Genomic DNA, 13,493 nt, shown 5'->3' with positions numbered 1-13,493 from the left:
CACGTCCCCTTCTCGCCGTACGCGGGTGCGGGGCCCGGTCCCTCCCGTCGCTTCCGCCGGTTGCGATGAGTTTGCGGGGCGGGCAGGGTCCGAATTGTTGGGATTCTCCTTGGAGGTGTTGTCCATGGCTGGGCCTGTCGGTGAGCTGGATGCTCGGTACAGCAGTGCGGGGACTGTTGCTCACCCCTGGGACGAAGTGGTGGGGGTGCTGGAGGAGGCGCAGTTGTTCTGGGTGTCCACCGTGCGGCCGGACGGGCGGCCGCACGTCACTCCGACGCTGGCCGTGTGGAACGAGGGGGCGTTGTACTTCGGGACCGGGCCCGGGGAGCGCAAGGCGCGGAACCTCGCCGAGAATCCGCATGTCGTGCTGACGACCGGGATCAATGAGTGGACCATCGGGTTCGACGTGGTGGTGGAGGGGGACGCGGTTCGCGTCACCGACGAGGGGCGGCTGCGGGAGCTGGCGGCCGCCTGGGAGGCCAAGTACGGGGAGTTCTGGCGCTACGAGGTGCGGGACGGGTGTTTTCAGCACGGTCCCGGGCCCGCTTACGTCTTCGCTGTCGCGCCAGTGACCGTCTTCGGGTTCGGCAAGGGGGAACCGTTCAGCCAGACCCGGTGGAGGTTCTCGTGAGCGGGCTTGCGCGAGGGACTGTCGCTACGCGGTTGCCCGCTCAGGATCTGGAGCGGGCCCGGCGGTTCTACGCGGAGAAGCTGGGGCTCGAGCCCGTGGACGAGCGGCCCGGGGGTCTGCTGTACCGCTGCGGCGGCACCGACTTCGTCGTCTTCCAGTCCACCGGCTCCTCCCCCGGCACCTTCACCCAGATGGGCTTCCAGGTCGACGATCTCGCGGCCGTGGTGGCCGAGCTGCGGAGCAAGGGCGTCGTCTTCGAGGACGTCGACTCCCCCGGCTTCCGCACGCGGGACGGCATCGCCGAGATCGAGGGCAACTACCCGAGCAAGGGGGCCCGGGGGGAGCGGGGGGCCTGGTTCCGGGACAGTGAGGGGAATCTGTTGGGGGTGGGGGAGTTGGTGCGGTGAGTCACGACAAGGGCCCTCCGCCGCTCGTCGCGTTCAGAGCGCGGGTCCGCTCCTGCACGGCCCTCAGCCGTTCCGCGTCCGTGGCCCGGCGGACGCGTGCAGGATCGGCGTCCCACGCGCGTCCGCCGGCCAGCGGCCGGAGTTGTACATACGGGCCAACATGTCCCATGACGTAACCGAGCTTGTCGCGCTCAGTGTCGATGGCCAGAGAGCCCTCCGGCGGTTCCTCCTCCGTCATCACTCACAGCCCCCTTGCTGAAGTGCTCGGGCCAGGCGGGCAGCCACGTCAGCGCGTACCCGTCCCAGCTCGATGAGCTGCCACTCGGGGGACGCGAGATCAACCCTCAGGGACGGGAAGACGACCCCGACCTCGGTCAGGGCTGTCCTCAGGGTCTCCGCTGCCGTGTACGGGTCCACGTCCCGCGGTTCCTTGGTCGCCATGAACCGGAGGTGCCTCACTGGCCATGCTGATGGGATCAACACCCCTGGAAGGGAGAGCGTCCATGGCCGGTCACGCTCAGACCGTCGGCCCTCAGAGGTCGTCCGGCAGCACCCGGAAGTGGGTGTGCCTGCCGTCCAGGGGACGTACGGTCCGGAAGTCGCGCAGGTCTCGGGTGAGGACGGCGTCCGTGGCGTACTCGGCGGCCAGGGCCACGTTCACCGCGTCCACCAGGTCGAGGTCGAGCGCGGTGTAGCGGGCTCTCACCGTCAGGGCGGCGTCCAGGATCTCCGGGGTCGGGGGCGCGAGGACCAGGCGCATGTCACGGACCCGTTCGGTGAGGCTGCGCAGGATCGCGTCCGCCGCGCGGCGTCCGGCCCTACTGGTGGCCACCTGGTGCACCTCGGTCAGTGCCAGGGGCGTGGCCACCAGGAAGCCGCACTGGTCGGCTGCCTTTCTGGCGGCCTGGTGTGCCGGGTCGGAGCGGTTGTACAGGGCGAGGAGGCCCGAGGTGTCGGCGATGGCGATCACGCGGCGTGGCCCCGGTTTCGCCGCTCGCGTGCCTCATGGCCCTCGGTGACGGCCCTGCGGATCTCGTCCGCCTCCAGCGGGCCCCCCAGGTCGAAGGTCTCGTCATCCGACACGAACGGCTCGTCCCAGACCCGGTGGGCCAACGCGATGCGGTGAATGCCCTCGCGGATTATCTCCGCCTCCGACAGGCCGAGGCGGGCCGCGGCCTCCTTGATCAGCGCCAGGTCGCTGTCGTCGGCGTAGACGTTGGTGCGCTTCAGAGCCATGAGGCAACGGTACAGGTTGTGTACCAGCCATGAGAGCTCTTACAACACCGGCAAGTTCTTCCGCAGCTCAAACGCCGTAACCTCGCTCCGGTACTCCTCCCACTCCTGCCGCTTGTTCCGGAGGAAGAAGTCGAAGACGTGTTCGCCGAGCGTCTCGGCGACGAGGTCGCTGCGCTCCATCAGCGTCAGCGCCTCGCCCAGGTTCTGCGGGAGCGGTTCGATGCCCATCGCGCGGCGTTCCGCGTCGGAGAGGGCCCAGACGTCGTCCTCGGCGCCCGGGGGGAGTTCGTAGCCTTCCTCGATGCCCTTGAGGCCGGCGGCCAGGAGGACCGCGTAGGCGAGGTACGGGTTCGCGCCGGAGTCCAGGGAGCGGACCTCCACTCGGGCGGAGCCGGTCTTGCCGGGCTTGTACATGGGGACGCGGACCAGGGCGGAGCGGTTGTTGTGGCCCCAGCAGATGTAGGAGGGGGCTTCGCCGCCCGCGCCCGCCGTGCGTTCCGAGCCGCCCCAGATGCGCTTGTAGGAGTTGACCCACTGGTTGGTGACCGCGGAAATCTCGGCGGCGTGGCGCAGGAGGCCCGCGATGAAGGAGCGGCCGACCTTGGAGAGCTGGTACTCGGAGCCGGATTCGTAGAACGCGTTCCGGTCGCCCTCGAAGAGGGAGAGGTGTGTGTGCATGCCCGAGCCCGGGTGTTCGGAGAAGGGCTTCGGCATGAACGTCGCCTGGACGCCCTGTTCCAGCGCGACCTGCTTCATGACCAGGCGGAACGTCATGATGTTGTCGGCCGTGGAGAGCGCGTCGGCGTACCGCAGGTCGATCTCCTGCTGGCCGGGTCCGCCCTCGTGGTGGGAGAACTCCACCGAGATGCCCATCGACTCCAGCATGGTGATCGCCTGGCGCCGGAAGTCCAGGCCGATGCTGGTCGGCGTGTGGTCGAAGTAGCCGGAGTTGTCGGCCGGGATCGGGCGGGAGCCGTCCAGCGGGCGGTCCTTGAGCAGGAAGAACTCGATCTCGGGGTGGGTGTAGAAGGTGAACCCGAGGTCGGAGGTGCGGGCGAGCGCGCGCTTGAGGACGTAGCGCGGGTCGGCGAAGGACGGGGAGCCGTCCGGCATGAGGATGTCGCAGAACATGCGGGCCGTGCCGGGGCTCTCCGCACGCCAGGGCAGCATCTGGAACGTCGACGGGTCCGGCTTGGCGATCATGTCGGACTCGTAGACCCGGGCGAAGCCCTCGATGGCGGAGCCGTCGAAGCCGATGCCCTCGTCGAAGGCCTGTTCCAGCTCGGCGGGGGCCACGGCCACGGACTTCAGGAAGCCCAGCACGTCCGTGAACCACAGGCGTACGAACCGGATGTCCCGCTCCTCCAAGGTCCGGAGCACGAACTCCTGCTGCTTGTCCATCTTCCGCTTCCCCATCCTTGCTGGTCAGGCCGCCTTCCCCCGGTACCGCGGGACGCGGTCGGGCACCTGAGCATCCCACCACAACAGCGTTTCGCGCGCGTTGCGGACCTCGGTCGCCCGGGCCTCGTCGGCGTGAACGGCTCTCGTACGGCTCTGGTACGGCGGGTGTACTGCCCTGCCGCCCATCTTGCCTGCTCGGACCCGTATCCGTAATGGCCGCCCGGCGGCCGGAAACCACCGGATCACACCCCCACGTGAGGGAAGACACCCCGTTTTAATTTGCATCTCAGATGCAAGTTTTCATAGCGTCGAAGACGAAGACAGGCAGAGCCTGCCGGCCGTCCCGTCGTGAGGAGCCCCGATGCTGTCCCCACAGTCCGCAGCCACCGTCCGCGCCACCCTGCCCGCCGTCGGCGCGGCGATCGGCGAGATCACCGAGCGGTTCTACGCCCGTCTCTTCGACGCCCACCCCGAGCTGCTGCGGAACCTGTTCAACCGGGGCAACCAGGCCTCCGGCGCCCAGAAGCAGGCCCTCGCCGGTTCCATCGCCGGCTTCGCCGTGCATCTGCTGGACCACCCCGACCAGCGCCCCGACGCCATGCTGGACCGCATCGCCCACAAGCACGCCTCGCTCGGCATCGCCCCCGAGCAGTACGACGTCGTCCACGAGCACCTCTTCGCCGCGATCGTGGAGGTGCTCGGCGACGCCGTCACCCCCGAGGTCGCCGCCGCCTGGGACGAGGTCTACTGGCTGATGGCCAACGCCCTCATCGCCATCGAGAAGCGGCTCTACGAGCAGAGCGGCGGCCGGGGCACCCGTGAGTGGGAGGTCGTCGAGCGCATCACCGAGACCGCCGACGTCGTCACCCTGCGGCTGCGCCCCGTCGACGGCGGCCCGGTCTCGCCGTTCCGCGCGGGACAGTACGTCTCCGTCGGCGTCGACCTGCCCGACGGCGCCCACCAGATCCGGCAGTACAGCCTCTCCGGCGCCCCCGGCGAGGGCGTGCGCCAGATCAGCGTCAAGCGGGTGCACGGCGGTGTGGGCCCGGACGGCGAGGTCTCCGACTTCCTGCACACGCGCGTCGCCGTCGGCGACCGGGTCAGCCTGTCCGAGCCGTACGGCGACCTCGTGCTCGACGGCGACGACGAGCACCCGCTGCTGCTCGCCTCGGCGGGCATCGGCGTGACCCCGATGGTGGCGATGCTCGCCGCGCTCGCGGACGCGGGCCACCGCGCCCCCGTCACCGTGGTCCACGGCGACCGCTCCCCCGCCGACCACGCACTGCGGGCCGACCACGAGGCGTACGCCGCCAAGCTGCCTGACGCGGCCTGCCACTTCTTCTACGAGAACGACGCCCCCGCGAACACCCGCACCGGCCGGGCCGGCCTCACCGGCATCCCCGTGGCCTCCGGCACGCGCGCCTACCTGTGCGGTCCGCTGCCCTTCATGCGCGCGGTGCGCGCCCAGCTGCTCGAGAAGGGCGTGGCCCCGGCCGACATCCACTACGAGGTGTTCGGCCCCGACCTCTGGCTCGCGCAGGGCTGAGCGCGTCGGGGGCCTTCAGAGGACTCCCCCAGGTCTCCCCGGCCCGTCAACTCCTCGGCGGGCCGACGGAGATGCCCAGCAGGACGGGCCCGGTCGGGTCCGCCACCATGTCCTCTGTCGTCAACGGGTCCAGCGAGGCGAAGAACGCCTCCTGGGCCCGTCGCAGTGCGCCCCGCAGGCGGCACGCGGAGTTGAGGGGGCAGGGTGTCGGGCCCTCGCACTCGACCACGTCGCCGTCGCCCTCGAAGACACGGACCACCGAGCCGACGGACGCCTTGCGGCCGCGCTCGGTCAGGGTGAGTCCGCCGCCCCGGCCCCGGCGGGCGTCGACCAGGCCCATGTGCTGGAGTTCGGCGACGACCTTGGTGGTGTGCGTGTAGGGGACGCCCATGTCGGTCGCGACCTCGCGGGTCGTGGGGTTCGCGTCGGCACCGGCGACCGCGAGTCGCATGAGGACCCGCAGGGCGAGATCGGTGGAGCGCAGCAGCCGCATACCGGAAGCGTAGGTAATACGCATTCCCGGTTCAAATTATCTGCTTGTCACCACCGAACCCTCCCGTCCGAGCCCTGCGGCCCCGCGTCCCGCACTACGATCAACTGGCCCTCAGATCACTCCTGCCGAAGGACACACCCCATGGGTCCGGTGAAGAACAGCAACAGCGCGACCCGCAGCGCACGCGTGGAGGAGATGCGGCGCGCGGAGCGGGCCCGTGAGCGGCGCAACCGGATACTCACCGTCGCCGCGAGCGTGGTGGTGGTCGCCGGGCTCGTGGTGGGCGGTGTGGTGCTGGTGCGGTCGCAGTCGGACTCGGGTGGCTCGGGGAAGAAGGACACCGCCGCGAGCGGTGACGCCAAGAACGCCAAGAACAGCGCGGGCGACTCGGGGCACTTCACCACCGGCGAGGACGGCGTGCAGACCTGGTCCGGCAAGCTCTCGCGGACGCACGTCACGACCGGCGTGACGTACCCGATGCACCCGCCGGTCGGCGGCAACCACAACCCGGTGTGGCTCGACTGCAACGGCACGGTCTACGACAAGCCGGTGCACGACGAGAACGCGGTGCACGCGCTGGAGCACGGCGCGGTGTGGGTGACGTACACCGGCGCGGCCGACAAGGCGGACGTGAGCGCGCTCGCGGCCAAGGTGAAGCGGACGCCGTACTCGCTGATGAGCCCGTACGAGAAGCAGGACGCCCCGCTGATCCTGTCGGCGTGGGGGCACCAGGTGACGGTGAAGAGCGCGAAGGACCCCGAGGTGGACAAGTTCTTCGCCGCCTATGTGCAGGGCGAGCAGACGCCCGAGCCGGGGGCCTCGTGCACCGGCGGGGTCATGCGGTGAGGCGTGCGTTCGCAGGACTGGCCGCCGGGGCCGCGGTGCTCGCGGTGGTGGCCGCCGGGGCGGCCGGGTACGCCGCCGGAGGGGAGGAACCGGCGACGGGGACCCCGACCGCCGAGTCCGCCGACGCCGGGTTCGCGCGGGACATGGCCGTGCATCACCAGCAGGCCGTGGAGATGTCGTACATCGTGCGCGACCGCACGAAGGACACCGAGGTACGGCGGCTCGCGTACGACATCGCGCAGACGCAGGCCAATCAGCGCGGGATGCTGCTCGGCTGGCTGGATCTGTGGGGGCTGCCGAAGGTGTCGGCGGATCCGCCGATGACCTGGATGGGCATGGGCGGCATGCCGCCGGGCCAGGACGGCGCGCTGATGCCGGGGATGGCGACCAACTCCGAGCTGCGTGAGCTGGGTTCGCTGAGCGGGAAGAAGGCGGAGGTCTTCTACCTCCGGCTTATGACGGAGCATCACCGAGGTGGTGTGCACATGGCCGAGGCGTGCGTCGAGCGGTGCTCGGTCGCGCCGGAGAAGCGGCTCGCGCGGGGCATGGTCGCCGCGCAGCAGTCCGAGATCCAGCTGATGGCCGACATGCTCAAGGCGCGTGGCGCACAAGCCCGTTCTTAAGCCGCCGGGCGGACGAAGCGCTCAAATCCCCTGTAATCAAGGCCACTTGAGCTTCTCTTGACCCTTCCGTTTACCTGACATGAACGGTTCATCACGAGAGTGGCTCCATCGTGTGATCGCTCCGCCGGTCCCAACCGCCGCGGGCAGGCGCGTCGCGCACGACGATCCGGCCACTACATGCGAACCGCATCGCAGGGGGTTTTATGAGATCCAACCGCGCCAGGACGCGCGCCGGTGTGAGCATGGCGGCGACGCTTCCGATGATCGCGGGCGCGCTGGCGCTCGGCATACCCGCGGCCCACGCCGCGGACGGCCCGGCCCGTGACGCGCTGGCGGGCACCCGCCCCGCCTGGGCCACGGCCAAGGCGGACAAGGGCGCCACCGCCGACAGCGCCCGGGTGCAGGCCCGTGTCTACCTCGCGGGGCGTGACGCCGCGGGGCTCGCCGCCTACGCCAGGGCGGTGTCGGACCCGGCCTCGCCGCAGTACGGCAAGTACCTCGGCGCCAAGGAGACGCAGGCCCGCTTCGGGGCCACCAAGGCCCAGGTGTCCGCCGTGAAGTCCTGGCTGAGGTCGGCCGGGCTCGACGTCACCGGGGTCACCGCGCACTACGTCTCCGTGTCCGGCGATGTCGCCGCCGCCGAGAAGGCGTTCGGCACGCAGCTGCACAACTTCGCCAAGGGCAAGCGGACTTACCGCGCCCCGCAGAGCACCGCCTCGGTCCCGGCCGCCCTCCAGGGCGCCGTGCTGACGGTCACCGGCCTGGACAGCGCGCCGCACATCGCGCACCACGACGACGAACTCCCGCCGCCGGACTCGGTGTTCAAGAACGCCGGACCGTTCTCCTCGTACTACGGCTCGAACGTCGCGAGCGCGCTGCCGGACGCCTACGGTCACAAGATCCCGTACGCGATCAAGGGCTACACCGGCAAGCAGCTGCGTGCAGCCTACGGCGCGGGCGACTACACCGGCAGGCATGTGCGCGTCGCGATCACCGACGCGTACGCCTCGCCGACCATCGCCGCCGACGCGAGCACCTACGCGAAGACGAACGGCGACGCGGCCTGGAAGTCCGGGCAGCTGCGCCAGGTGCTGCCGACGACGTACACGAAGACCGAGGAGTGCGGGGCGGCCGGCTGGTACGGCGAGGAGACCCTCGACGTCGAGGCCGTGCACGCGGTCGCGCCGAACGCCGACGTGACCTACGTGGGCGCCGCCTCCTGCTACGACGACGATCTGCTGGACTCGCTCAGCAAGGTCGTCGACCAGCACCTGGCGGACATCGTCTCCAACTCCTGGGGCGACATCGAGGCCAACCAGACCCCGGACCTCGCGGCCGCCTACGACCGGGTGTTCCAGCTGGGCGCGGTCCAGGGCATCGGCTTCTACTTCTCCTCCGGCGACGACGGCGACCAGGCCGCCGCCTCCGGTACGAAGCAGGTCGACACCCCGGCCAACTCCGCCTGGGTGACCGCGGTCGGCGGTACGTCGCTGGCCGTGGGCAAGGGCGACGCCTACCAGTGGGAGACCGGCTGGGGCACCGAGAAGGCGACCCTGTCGGCCGACGGCAAGAGCTGGGACTCCTTCCCCGGCGCCTTCACCTCGGGCGCGGGCGGCGGCACGAGCAAGAACGTGCCGCAGCCGTATTACCAGAAGGGCATCGTCCCGAAGGCACTGGCCACGGCCAACAACGCCACGGGCAACCGCGTGGTGCCGGACATCGCGGCCGTCGCCGACCCGAACACCGGCTTCCTGGTGGGCCAGACCCAGACCTTCCCCGACGGCACCCAGCAGTACAGCGAGTACCGCATCGGCGGCACCTCGCTGGCCGCCCCGGTGATCGCGGCGGTCCAGGCGCTGGCGCAGGAGGCGCGCGGCGGATCGGCGATCGGCTTCGCCAACCCGGTGATCTACCAGCGGTACGGCAAGAAGGGCGTCTTCCACGACGTCACCGACAACCCGACCGGCTCCGGCCTCGCGGTCGCCCGGGTCGACTTCGCCAACGGGGTCGACGCCGCCGACGGCCTGCTGACCTCGGTCCGCAGCCTGGGCAAGGACAGCTCCCTGTCCGCGGTGAAGGGCTATGACGACGTGACCGGTGTGGGCTCGCCCGCCGGTGGTTACGTGACGTCGTACCGGCGTTACTGATCGAGTGCGCCGCCGTGGGGGCGTGAGGTGTCAGACACCTCGCGCCCCCACATCGCGTCGCTCTGACGATTACACTGGGCGCGTGCCTCAACTTCGTCTCGCCCTGAATCAGATCGACTCGCGCGTCGGCGACCTCGCGGGGAACGCCGAGGCGGTCGTCCGCCGGACCCGGGACTCCGCCGAGCGCGGAGCGCAGCTGGTCGCGTTCCCGGAGATGGTGCTGACCGGGTATCCCGTCGAGGACCTGGCCCTGCGCTCCTCCTTCGTCGAAGCCTCCCGCGCCGCACTGCGGGGCCTAGCCACCCGGCTTGCTGAGGAGGGCCTCGGCGAGGTGCCGGTGGTCCTCGGCTATCTGGACCGCTCGGAGTCCGCGCAGCCGAAGTACGGCCAGCCGGCCGGCGCCCCGCGGAACGCGGCGGCGGTGCTGCACCGCGGCGAGGTGGTCCTCACCTTCGCCAAGCACCACCTGCCGAACTACGGCGTCTTCGACGAGTTCCGCTACTTCGTGCCCGGCGACACCATGCCGGTGATCCGGGTGCACGGCGTCGACGTGGCCCTGGCCATCTGCGAGGACCTGTGGCAGGACGGCGGCCGCGTGCCCGCCGCCCGCTCGGCCCACGCGGGGCTGCTGCTCTCCATCAACGCCTCGCCGTACGAGCGCGACAAGGACGACACCCGGCTGGAACTGGTCCGCAAGCGCGCCCAGGAGGCGGGCTGCACCACCGCCTACCTCGCCATGACGGGCGGCCAGGACGAGCTGGTCTTCGACGGCGACTCGATCGTGGTCGGCGCCGACGGCGACGTCATCGCCCGCGCGCCCCAGTTCGAGGAGACGCTGCTGCTGCTCGACCTGGACCTGCCCGCCGCCGACGCGGACGCCCCCACTGGCATCGTGGACGACGGCCTGCGCATCGACCGGGTCGTCCTGTCCGAGGACCCGCTGCCCGCGTACGAGCCGGAGTTCCCCGGCGGCCTCGCCGACCACCTGGACGACGACGCCGAGGTCTACGGCGCGCTGGTGACGGGCCTGCGGGCGTACGTCGTCAAGAACGGCTTCCGCTCGGTGCTGATCGGACTGTCCGGCGGCATCGACTCGGCGCTGGTGGCCGCGCTCGCGTGCGACGCGATCGGCGCGGAGAACGTGTACGGCATCTCGATGCCCTCGAAGTACTCCTCGGAGCACTCCCGGGGCGACGCGGCCGAGCTGGCCCGGCGCACCGGCCTCAACTTCCGTACGGTGTCGATCGAGCCGATGTTCGACGCGTACATGGGCGCGCTGGGCCTGACCGGCCTCGCGGAGGAGAACCTCCAGTCGCGGCTGCGCGGCACGCTGCTGATGGCGGTCTCCAACCAGGAGGGCCACATCGTGCTCGCGCCGGGCAACAAGTCCGAGCTGGCGGTGGGTTATTCGACCCTGTACGGCGACTCGGTGGGCGCGTACGGCCCGATCAAGGACGTGTACAAGACCTCGGTGTTCCAGCTGGCGCGCTGGCGCAACAAGGCCGCCGAGGAGCGCGGGGAGACGCCGCCGATCCCGGAGAGCTCGATCACCAAGCCGCCGAGCGCGGAGCTGCGCCCGGACCAGGTGGACACGGACTCGCTGCCGGACTACCCGCTCCTGGACGCGATCCTGGAGCTGTACGTGGACCGGGACCAGGGCGCGGACGCGATCGTGGCGGCGGGCTTCGACCGGGCGCTGGTGACGAAGACGCTGCGGATGGTGGACACCGCCGAGTACAAGCGGCGCCAGTACCCGCCGGGCACGAAGATCTCCGCGAAGGGCTTCGGCAAGGACCGCCGCCTGCCGATCACCAACGGCTGGCGCGAGACGGCGTAGGACGGCGCGGTACGGCGAACGGCGAAGGGGCGCCCGGTCTTCGAGGACCGGGCGCCCCTTCGTTCTGCCATACGACGGGCGCGGTGCGCCGTACCGTGCCGTGCCGTACCGTCAGCCGACCGGCGTGCGCGGGCGGGAGAAGTTCGGGGCGGGCTCCTGCTCGTCGCCCGCCACGAGCAGCGGGTCGAACATGACGACGACGGCCGCGAGGATCAGGAAGACGGCCGGGCCGAGCAGCATCGGCAGCACCAGCGAGGCGGCGTTGTCGCCGTAGCCCGAGGCGGCGGAGTGGACGTGGACGTCGACGGCGGCCATGCCGGTGTAGTGCATACCGGTCACGGCGACGCCCATCACGAGGCTGGCGCCGAGCGCGGGGACGAAGCCGCGGATGGAGACGGCGGCCCACAGCGCGGCCGTCGCGGCGGCCACGGCGATGAGCACGGAGAGCGCGACCGTCAGGTTGTTGTAGGTGACGGTGCCGTTCACCTGCATCGCGGCCATGCCGAGGTAGTGCATCACGGCGACGCCGAGGCCGGTGATGACGCCGGCGGTGGCCAGGGGCATCGGGGAGACGCCCCGGTAGCCCACGATGAACATGCCGACGCTGACCATGACGATCGCCACGACCAGGCTGAGCACGGTCAGCGGGGCGTCGTAGGTGATGTCCGCGCCCGGGACCGAGAAGCCGATCATGGCGATGAAGTGCATGCTCCAGATGCCGCAGCCGAGGGCCGCCGCGCCGAGGCCGAGCCAGGCGGCCTTCCGGCCCTTCTCCGCGTGCACGGTGCGGACCACGCAGCGCAGTCCGAGAGCGGCGCCGAGGCAGGCCATGAGGTAGGCGGCGAGCGGCGTCAGCAGCCCGTAGTCGAATCCGGCCGAACCCATCGGGGTCCTCTCCCTATGTCCAGTTGTGACATGCGTGTCTGATGTGACAGGTGTGTCTGGTGTTACTGGAGTGTCATGTGTTGGTGGTGTGAAGCTTTACGGGAGAGGGGGTCAACTTCAAGCCACCTTGGCCGGAAATGAACGAATGTTGTACAACCGTAGTTTGTGCGACTTCACTGCCGTGAACGCTCGTTGGCCTGCGGAACATGGGTCGCCACCAGCCGTCCCGTGGCACCCGGAATCGCACCGGTTTGCTGGAGCGTCGCCGCCCGGCCGCGGTCCACGCCGTAGGCCACCGCGGCCACTCCGATGCCGAGGACGGCGAGGGCCGCTCCGGCGAGCGCCGGGGAGGTGGCGCCGAGGCCCGCCGCGAGGGCGAGACCGCCGATCCAGGCACCGCCCGCGTTGGCCAGGTTGAAGGCCGCCTGGTTGGCCGAGGAGGCGAGCGACGGGGCGGCCGCGGCCTTGTCCATCACCATCAGCTGGAGCGGCGAGCCGGTGACGAAGGCCGCCATGCCGAGCAGGGCCACCGCGAGCGCCGCGCTCCACTCGGCCCGCATCATCAGCGGGAACAGCAGCAGGACCGCGCCGAGTGCGGCGAGCCCGCCGAAGAGGGTGCCGCGCATGGCGTGGTCGGCGAGGCGGCCGCCCAGCAGGTTGCCCGCCGTGGCGCCGACGCCGAACAGGGCGAGCAGCAGGGTCACGCTGGCCGGGGCGAACCCGGCGGCGTCGGTGAGCATCGGCGTGACGTAGCTGTAGGCGGCGAAGAGCGCGCCGAAGCCCGCGACCGTGGTGCCGAGCGCCAGCCAGACCGGCAGGGACCGCAGCGCGGCCAGTTCGCCGCGCAGGCCGGCCGGGGAGGCGTGGGTGTGGTCGTGCGGGATGAGCAGCGCGAGCGAGCCGATGGCGGCCAGACCGATGACGCTCACCCCGAGGAAGGTGGCCCGCCAGCCCAGATGCTGACCCATCAGCGTGGCGACGGGGACGCCCACGACGTTGGCGACGGTCAGGCCGAGGAACATCAGCGAGACCGAGCGCGCCTTGCGTTCGGGGGCGACCATGGAGGTCGCGACGACCGCGCCGACGCCGAAGAACGCGCCGTGCGGCAGTCCGCTCAGGAAGCGGGCGGCGAGCAGGGAGTCGTAGCCGGGGGCGAACGCGGAGAGCGCGTTGCCCGTGACGAACAGCGCCATCAGGCCGATCAGCACCGTGCGGCGGGACATCCGCGCGGTGACGGCGGCCAGCAGCGGGGCGCCGATGACGACGCCGAGCGCGTACGCCGAGACCAGATGACCGGCGGCCGGGATGGATATCCGCAGGTCGCCCGCGACATCGGGCAGCAGGCCCATCATCACGAACTCGGTGGTACCGATGCCGAAGGCGCCGACGGCCAGGGCGAGCAGAGCCAGGGGCATGAGGGGACCTCTCAGAGGAGTGCCGT

At 70.7% G+C, this 13,493-nt stretch carries 15 protein-coding genes; 7 read left to right on the top strand and 8 right to left on the bottom strand.

All coding sequences use genetic code 11. The features are described from left to right. Window positions 1-124 precede the first annotated feature (124 nt). Window positions 125-631: a pyridoxamine 5'-phosphate oxidase family protein gene (locus tag GTW40_RS05590; protein ID WP_161179028.1), complete on the top strand. Its 507-nt coding sequence runs from the start codon at window positions 125-127 to the stop codon at window positions 629-631. Continuing rightward, the gene (locus tag GTW40_RS05585; protein ID WP_161179027.1) at window positions 628-1,038 is read left to right on the top strand and encodes a VOC family protein; all 411 of its coding nucleotides are present in this window, start codon (window positions 628-630) and stop codon (window positions 1,036-1,038) included. Before GTW40_RS05590 ends, GTW40_RS05585 begins: the two co-directional genes overlap by 4 nt. A 1-nt stretch (window position 1,039) precedes the next feature. Here GTW40_RS05585 and GTW40_RS32985 read toward each other — a convergent pair whose 3' ends face one another. The 5 genes from GTW40_RS32985 to GTW40_RS05565 all read right to left on the bottom strand — a co-directional run bounded on the left by GTW40_RS32985 (window position 1,040) and on the right by GTW40_RS05565 (window position 3,675). Beyond that, on the bottom strand, window positions 1,040-1,276 hold the full coding sequence (locus tag GTW40_RS32985; protein ID WP_237525350.1) for a hypothetical protein: 237 nt from the start codon (window positions 1,274-1,276) through the stop codon (window positions 1,040-1,042). After that, complete coding sequence (locus GTW40_RS05580) at window positions 1,276-1,479, bottom strand: hypothetical protein (RefSeq protein ID WP_161179026.1); 204 nt, start codon at window positions 1,477-1,479, stop codon at window positions 1,276-1,278. The genes GTW40_RS32985 and GTW40_RS05580 overlap by 1 nt, the downstream gene beginning before the upstream one ends. Before the next feature lie 91 nt (window positions 1,480-1,570). Beyond that, complete coding sequence (locus GTW40_RS05575) at window positions 1,571-2,008, bottom strand: PIN domain-containing protein (RefSeq protein ID WP_161179025.1); 438 nt, start codon at window positions 2,006-2,008, stop codon at window positions 1,571-1,573. Beyond that, entirely contained in the window at window positions 2,005-2,274 is a 270-nt protein-coding gene (locus GTW40_RS05570) for a CopG family transcriptional regulator (protein ID WP_161179024.1), read from the bottom strand. Before GTW40_RS05570 ends, GTW40_RS05575 begins: the two co-directional genes overlap by 4 nt. Before the next feature lie 39 nt (window positions 2,275-2,313). Further along, a complete protein-coding gene (locus GTW40_RS05565) occupies window positions 2,314-3,675 on the bottom strand; it encodes a glutamine synthetase family protein (RefSeq protein WP_018545441.1) in 1,362 nt (453 codons plus the stop codon). 361 nt (window positions 3,676-4,036) lie between these two features. Here GTW40_RS05565 and GTW40_RS05560 point away from each other — a divergent pair, with 361 nt between their 5' ends. After that, the gene (locus GTW40_RS05560) at window positions 4,037-5,221 is read left to right on the top strand and encodes a globin domain-containing protein (protein WP_161179023.1); all 1,185 of its coding nucleotides are present in this window, start codon (window positions 4,037-4,039) and stop codon (window positions 5,219-5,221) included. A gap of 46 nt (window positions 5,222-5,267) precedes the next feature. On the opposite strand, the gene GTW40_RS05555 is transcribed toward GTW40_RS05560, so the two are convergent. Continuing rightward, complete coding sequence (locus GTW40_RS05555; protein WP_161179022.1) at window positions 5,268-5,714, bottom strand: Rrf2 family transcriptional regulator; 447 nt, start codon at window positions 5,712-5,714, stop codon at window positions 5,268-5,270. Between the two features lie 141 nt (window positions 5,715-5,855). On the opposite strand from GTW40_RS05555, the gene GTW40_RS05550 reads away from it, so the two are divergent. The 4 genes from GTW40_RS05550 (at window position 5,856) to GTW40_RS05535 (ending at window position 11,167) form a co-directional block, all read left to right on the top strand. Continuing rightward, the gene (locus tag GTW40_RS05550) at window positions 5,856-6,560 is read left to right on the top strand and encodes a DUF3105 domain-containing protein (protein WP_161179021.1); all 705 of its coding nucleotides are present in this window, start codon (window positions 5,856-5,858) and stop codon (window positions 6,558-6,560) included. After that, the gene (locus tag GTW40_RS05545) at window positions 6,557-7,183 is read left to right on the top strand and encodes a DUF305 domain-containing protein (protein WP_161179020.1); all 627 of its coding nucleotides are present in this window, start codon (window positions 6,557-6,559) and stop codon (window positions 7,181-7,183) included. Before GTW40_RS05550 ends, GTW40_RS05545 begins: the two co-directional genes overlap by 4 nt. Window positions 7,184-7,386: 203 nt before the next feature. Continuing rightward, entirely contained in the window at window positions 7,387-9,330 is a 1,944-nt protein-coding gene (locus tag GTW40_RS05540) for a S53 family peptidase (protein ID WP_161179019.1), read from the top strand. 82 nt (window positions 9,331-9,412) lie between these two features. Continuing rightward, complete coding sequence (locus GTW40_RS05535) at window positions 9,413-11,167, top strand: NAD+ synthase (protein ID WP_161179018.1); 1,755 nt, start codon at window positions 9,413-9,415, stop codon at window positions 11,165-11,167. A 111-nt stretch (window positions 11,168-11,278) separates the two neighbouring features. Here GTW40_RS05535 and GTW40_RS05530 read toward each other — a convergent pair whose 3' ends face one another. Next, window positions 11,279-12,052: an MHYT domain-containing protein gene (locus GTW40_RS05530; RefSeq protein WP_161179017.1), complete on the bottom strand. Its 774-nt coding sequence runs from the start codon at window positions 12,050-12,052 to the stop codon at window positions 11,279-11,281. 173 nt (window positions 12,053-12,225) lie between these two features. Further along, window positions 12,226-13,467, bottom strand: coding sequence for an MFS transporter (locus GTW40_RS05525; RefSeq protein ID WP_161179016.1), 1,242 nt, complete (start codon window positions 13,465-13,467; stop codon window positions 12,226-12,228). Window positions 13,468-13,493: the final 26 nt, after the last annotated feature.

It is taken from the genome of Streptomyces sp. SID4985, assembly GCF_009863025.1.
GTDB lineage: Bacteria > Actinomycetota > Actinomycetes > Streptomycetales > Streptomycetaceae > Streptomyces.
Note: the sequence above shows the minus strand (reverse complement) of the source record. Positions and strands in the feature narration are given on the sequence as shown.

Bases quoted from the DNA above. Each gene is read 5' to 3' on its own strand.
- GTW40_RS05590 (WP_161179028.1), top strand. From the start codon at position 125: ATGGCTGGGCCTGTCGGTGAGCTGGATGCTCGGTACAGCAGTGCGGGG.
- GTW40_RS32985 (WP_237525350.1), bottom strand. From the start codon at position 1,276: ATGACGGAGGAGGAACCGCCGGAGGGCTCTCTGGCCATCGACACTGAG.
- GTW40_RS05580 (WP_161179026.1), bottom strand. From the start codon at position 1,479: ATGGCGACCAAGGAACCGCGGGACGTGGACCCGTACACGGCAGCGGAG.
- GTW40_RS05570 (WP_161179024.1), bottom strand. From the start codon at position 2,274: ATGGCTCTGAAGCGCACCAACGTCTACGCCGACGACAGCGACCTGGCG.
- GTW40_RS05565 (WP_018545441.1), bottom strand. From the start codon at position 3,675: ATGGACAAGCAGCAGGAGTTCGTGCTCCGGACCTTGGAGGAGCGGGAC.
- GTW40_RS05560 (WP_161179023.1), top strand. From the start codon at position 4,037: ATGCTGTCCCCACAGTCCGCAGCCACCGTCCGCGCCACCCTGCCCGCC.
- GTW40_RS05555 (WP_161179022.1), bottom strand. From the start codon at position 5,714: ATGCGGCTGCTGCGCTCCACCGATCTCGCCCTGCGGGTCCTCATGCGA.
- GTW40_RS05550 (WP_161179021.1), top strand. From the start codon at position 5,856: ATGGGTCCGGTGAAGAACAGCAACAGCGCGACCCGCAGCGCACGCGTG.
- GTW40_RS05540 (WP_161179019.1), top strand. From the start codon at position 7,387: ATGAGATCCAACCGCGCCAGGACGCGCGCCGGTGTGAGCATGGCGGCG.
- GTW40_RS05530 (WP_161179017.1), bottom strand. From the start codon at position 12,052: ATGGGTTCGGCCGGATTCGACTACGGGCTGCTGACGCCGCTCGCCGCC.
- GTW40_RS05525 (WP_161179016.1), bottom strand. From the start codon at position 13,467: ATGCCCCTGGCTCTGCTCGCCCTGGCCGTCGGCGCCTTCGGCATCGGT.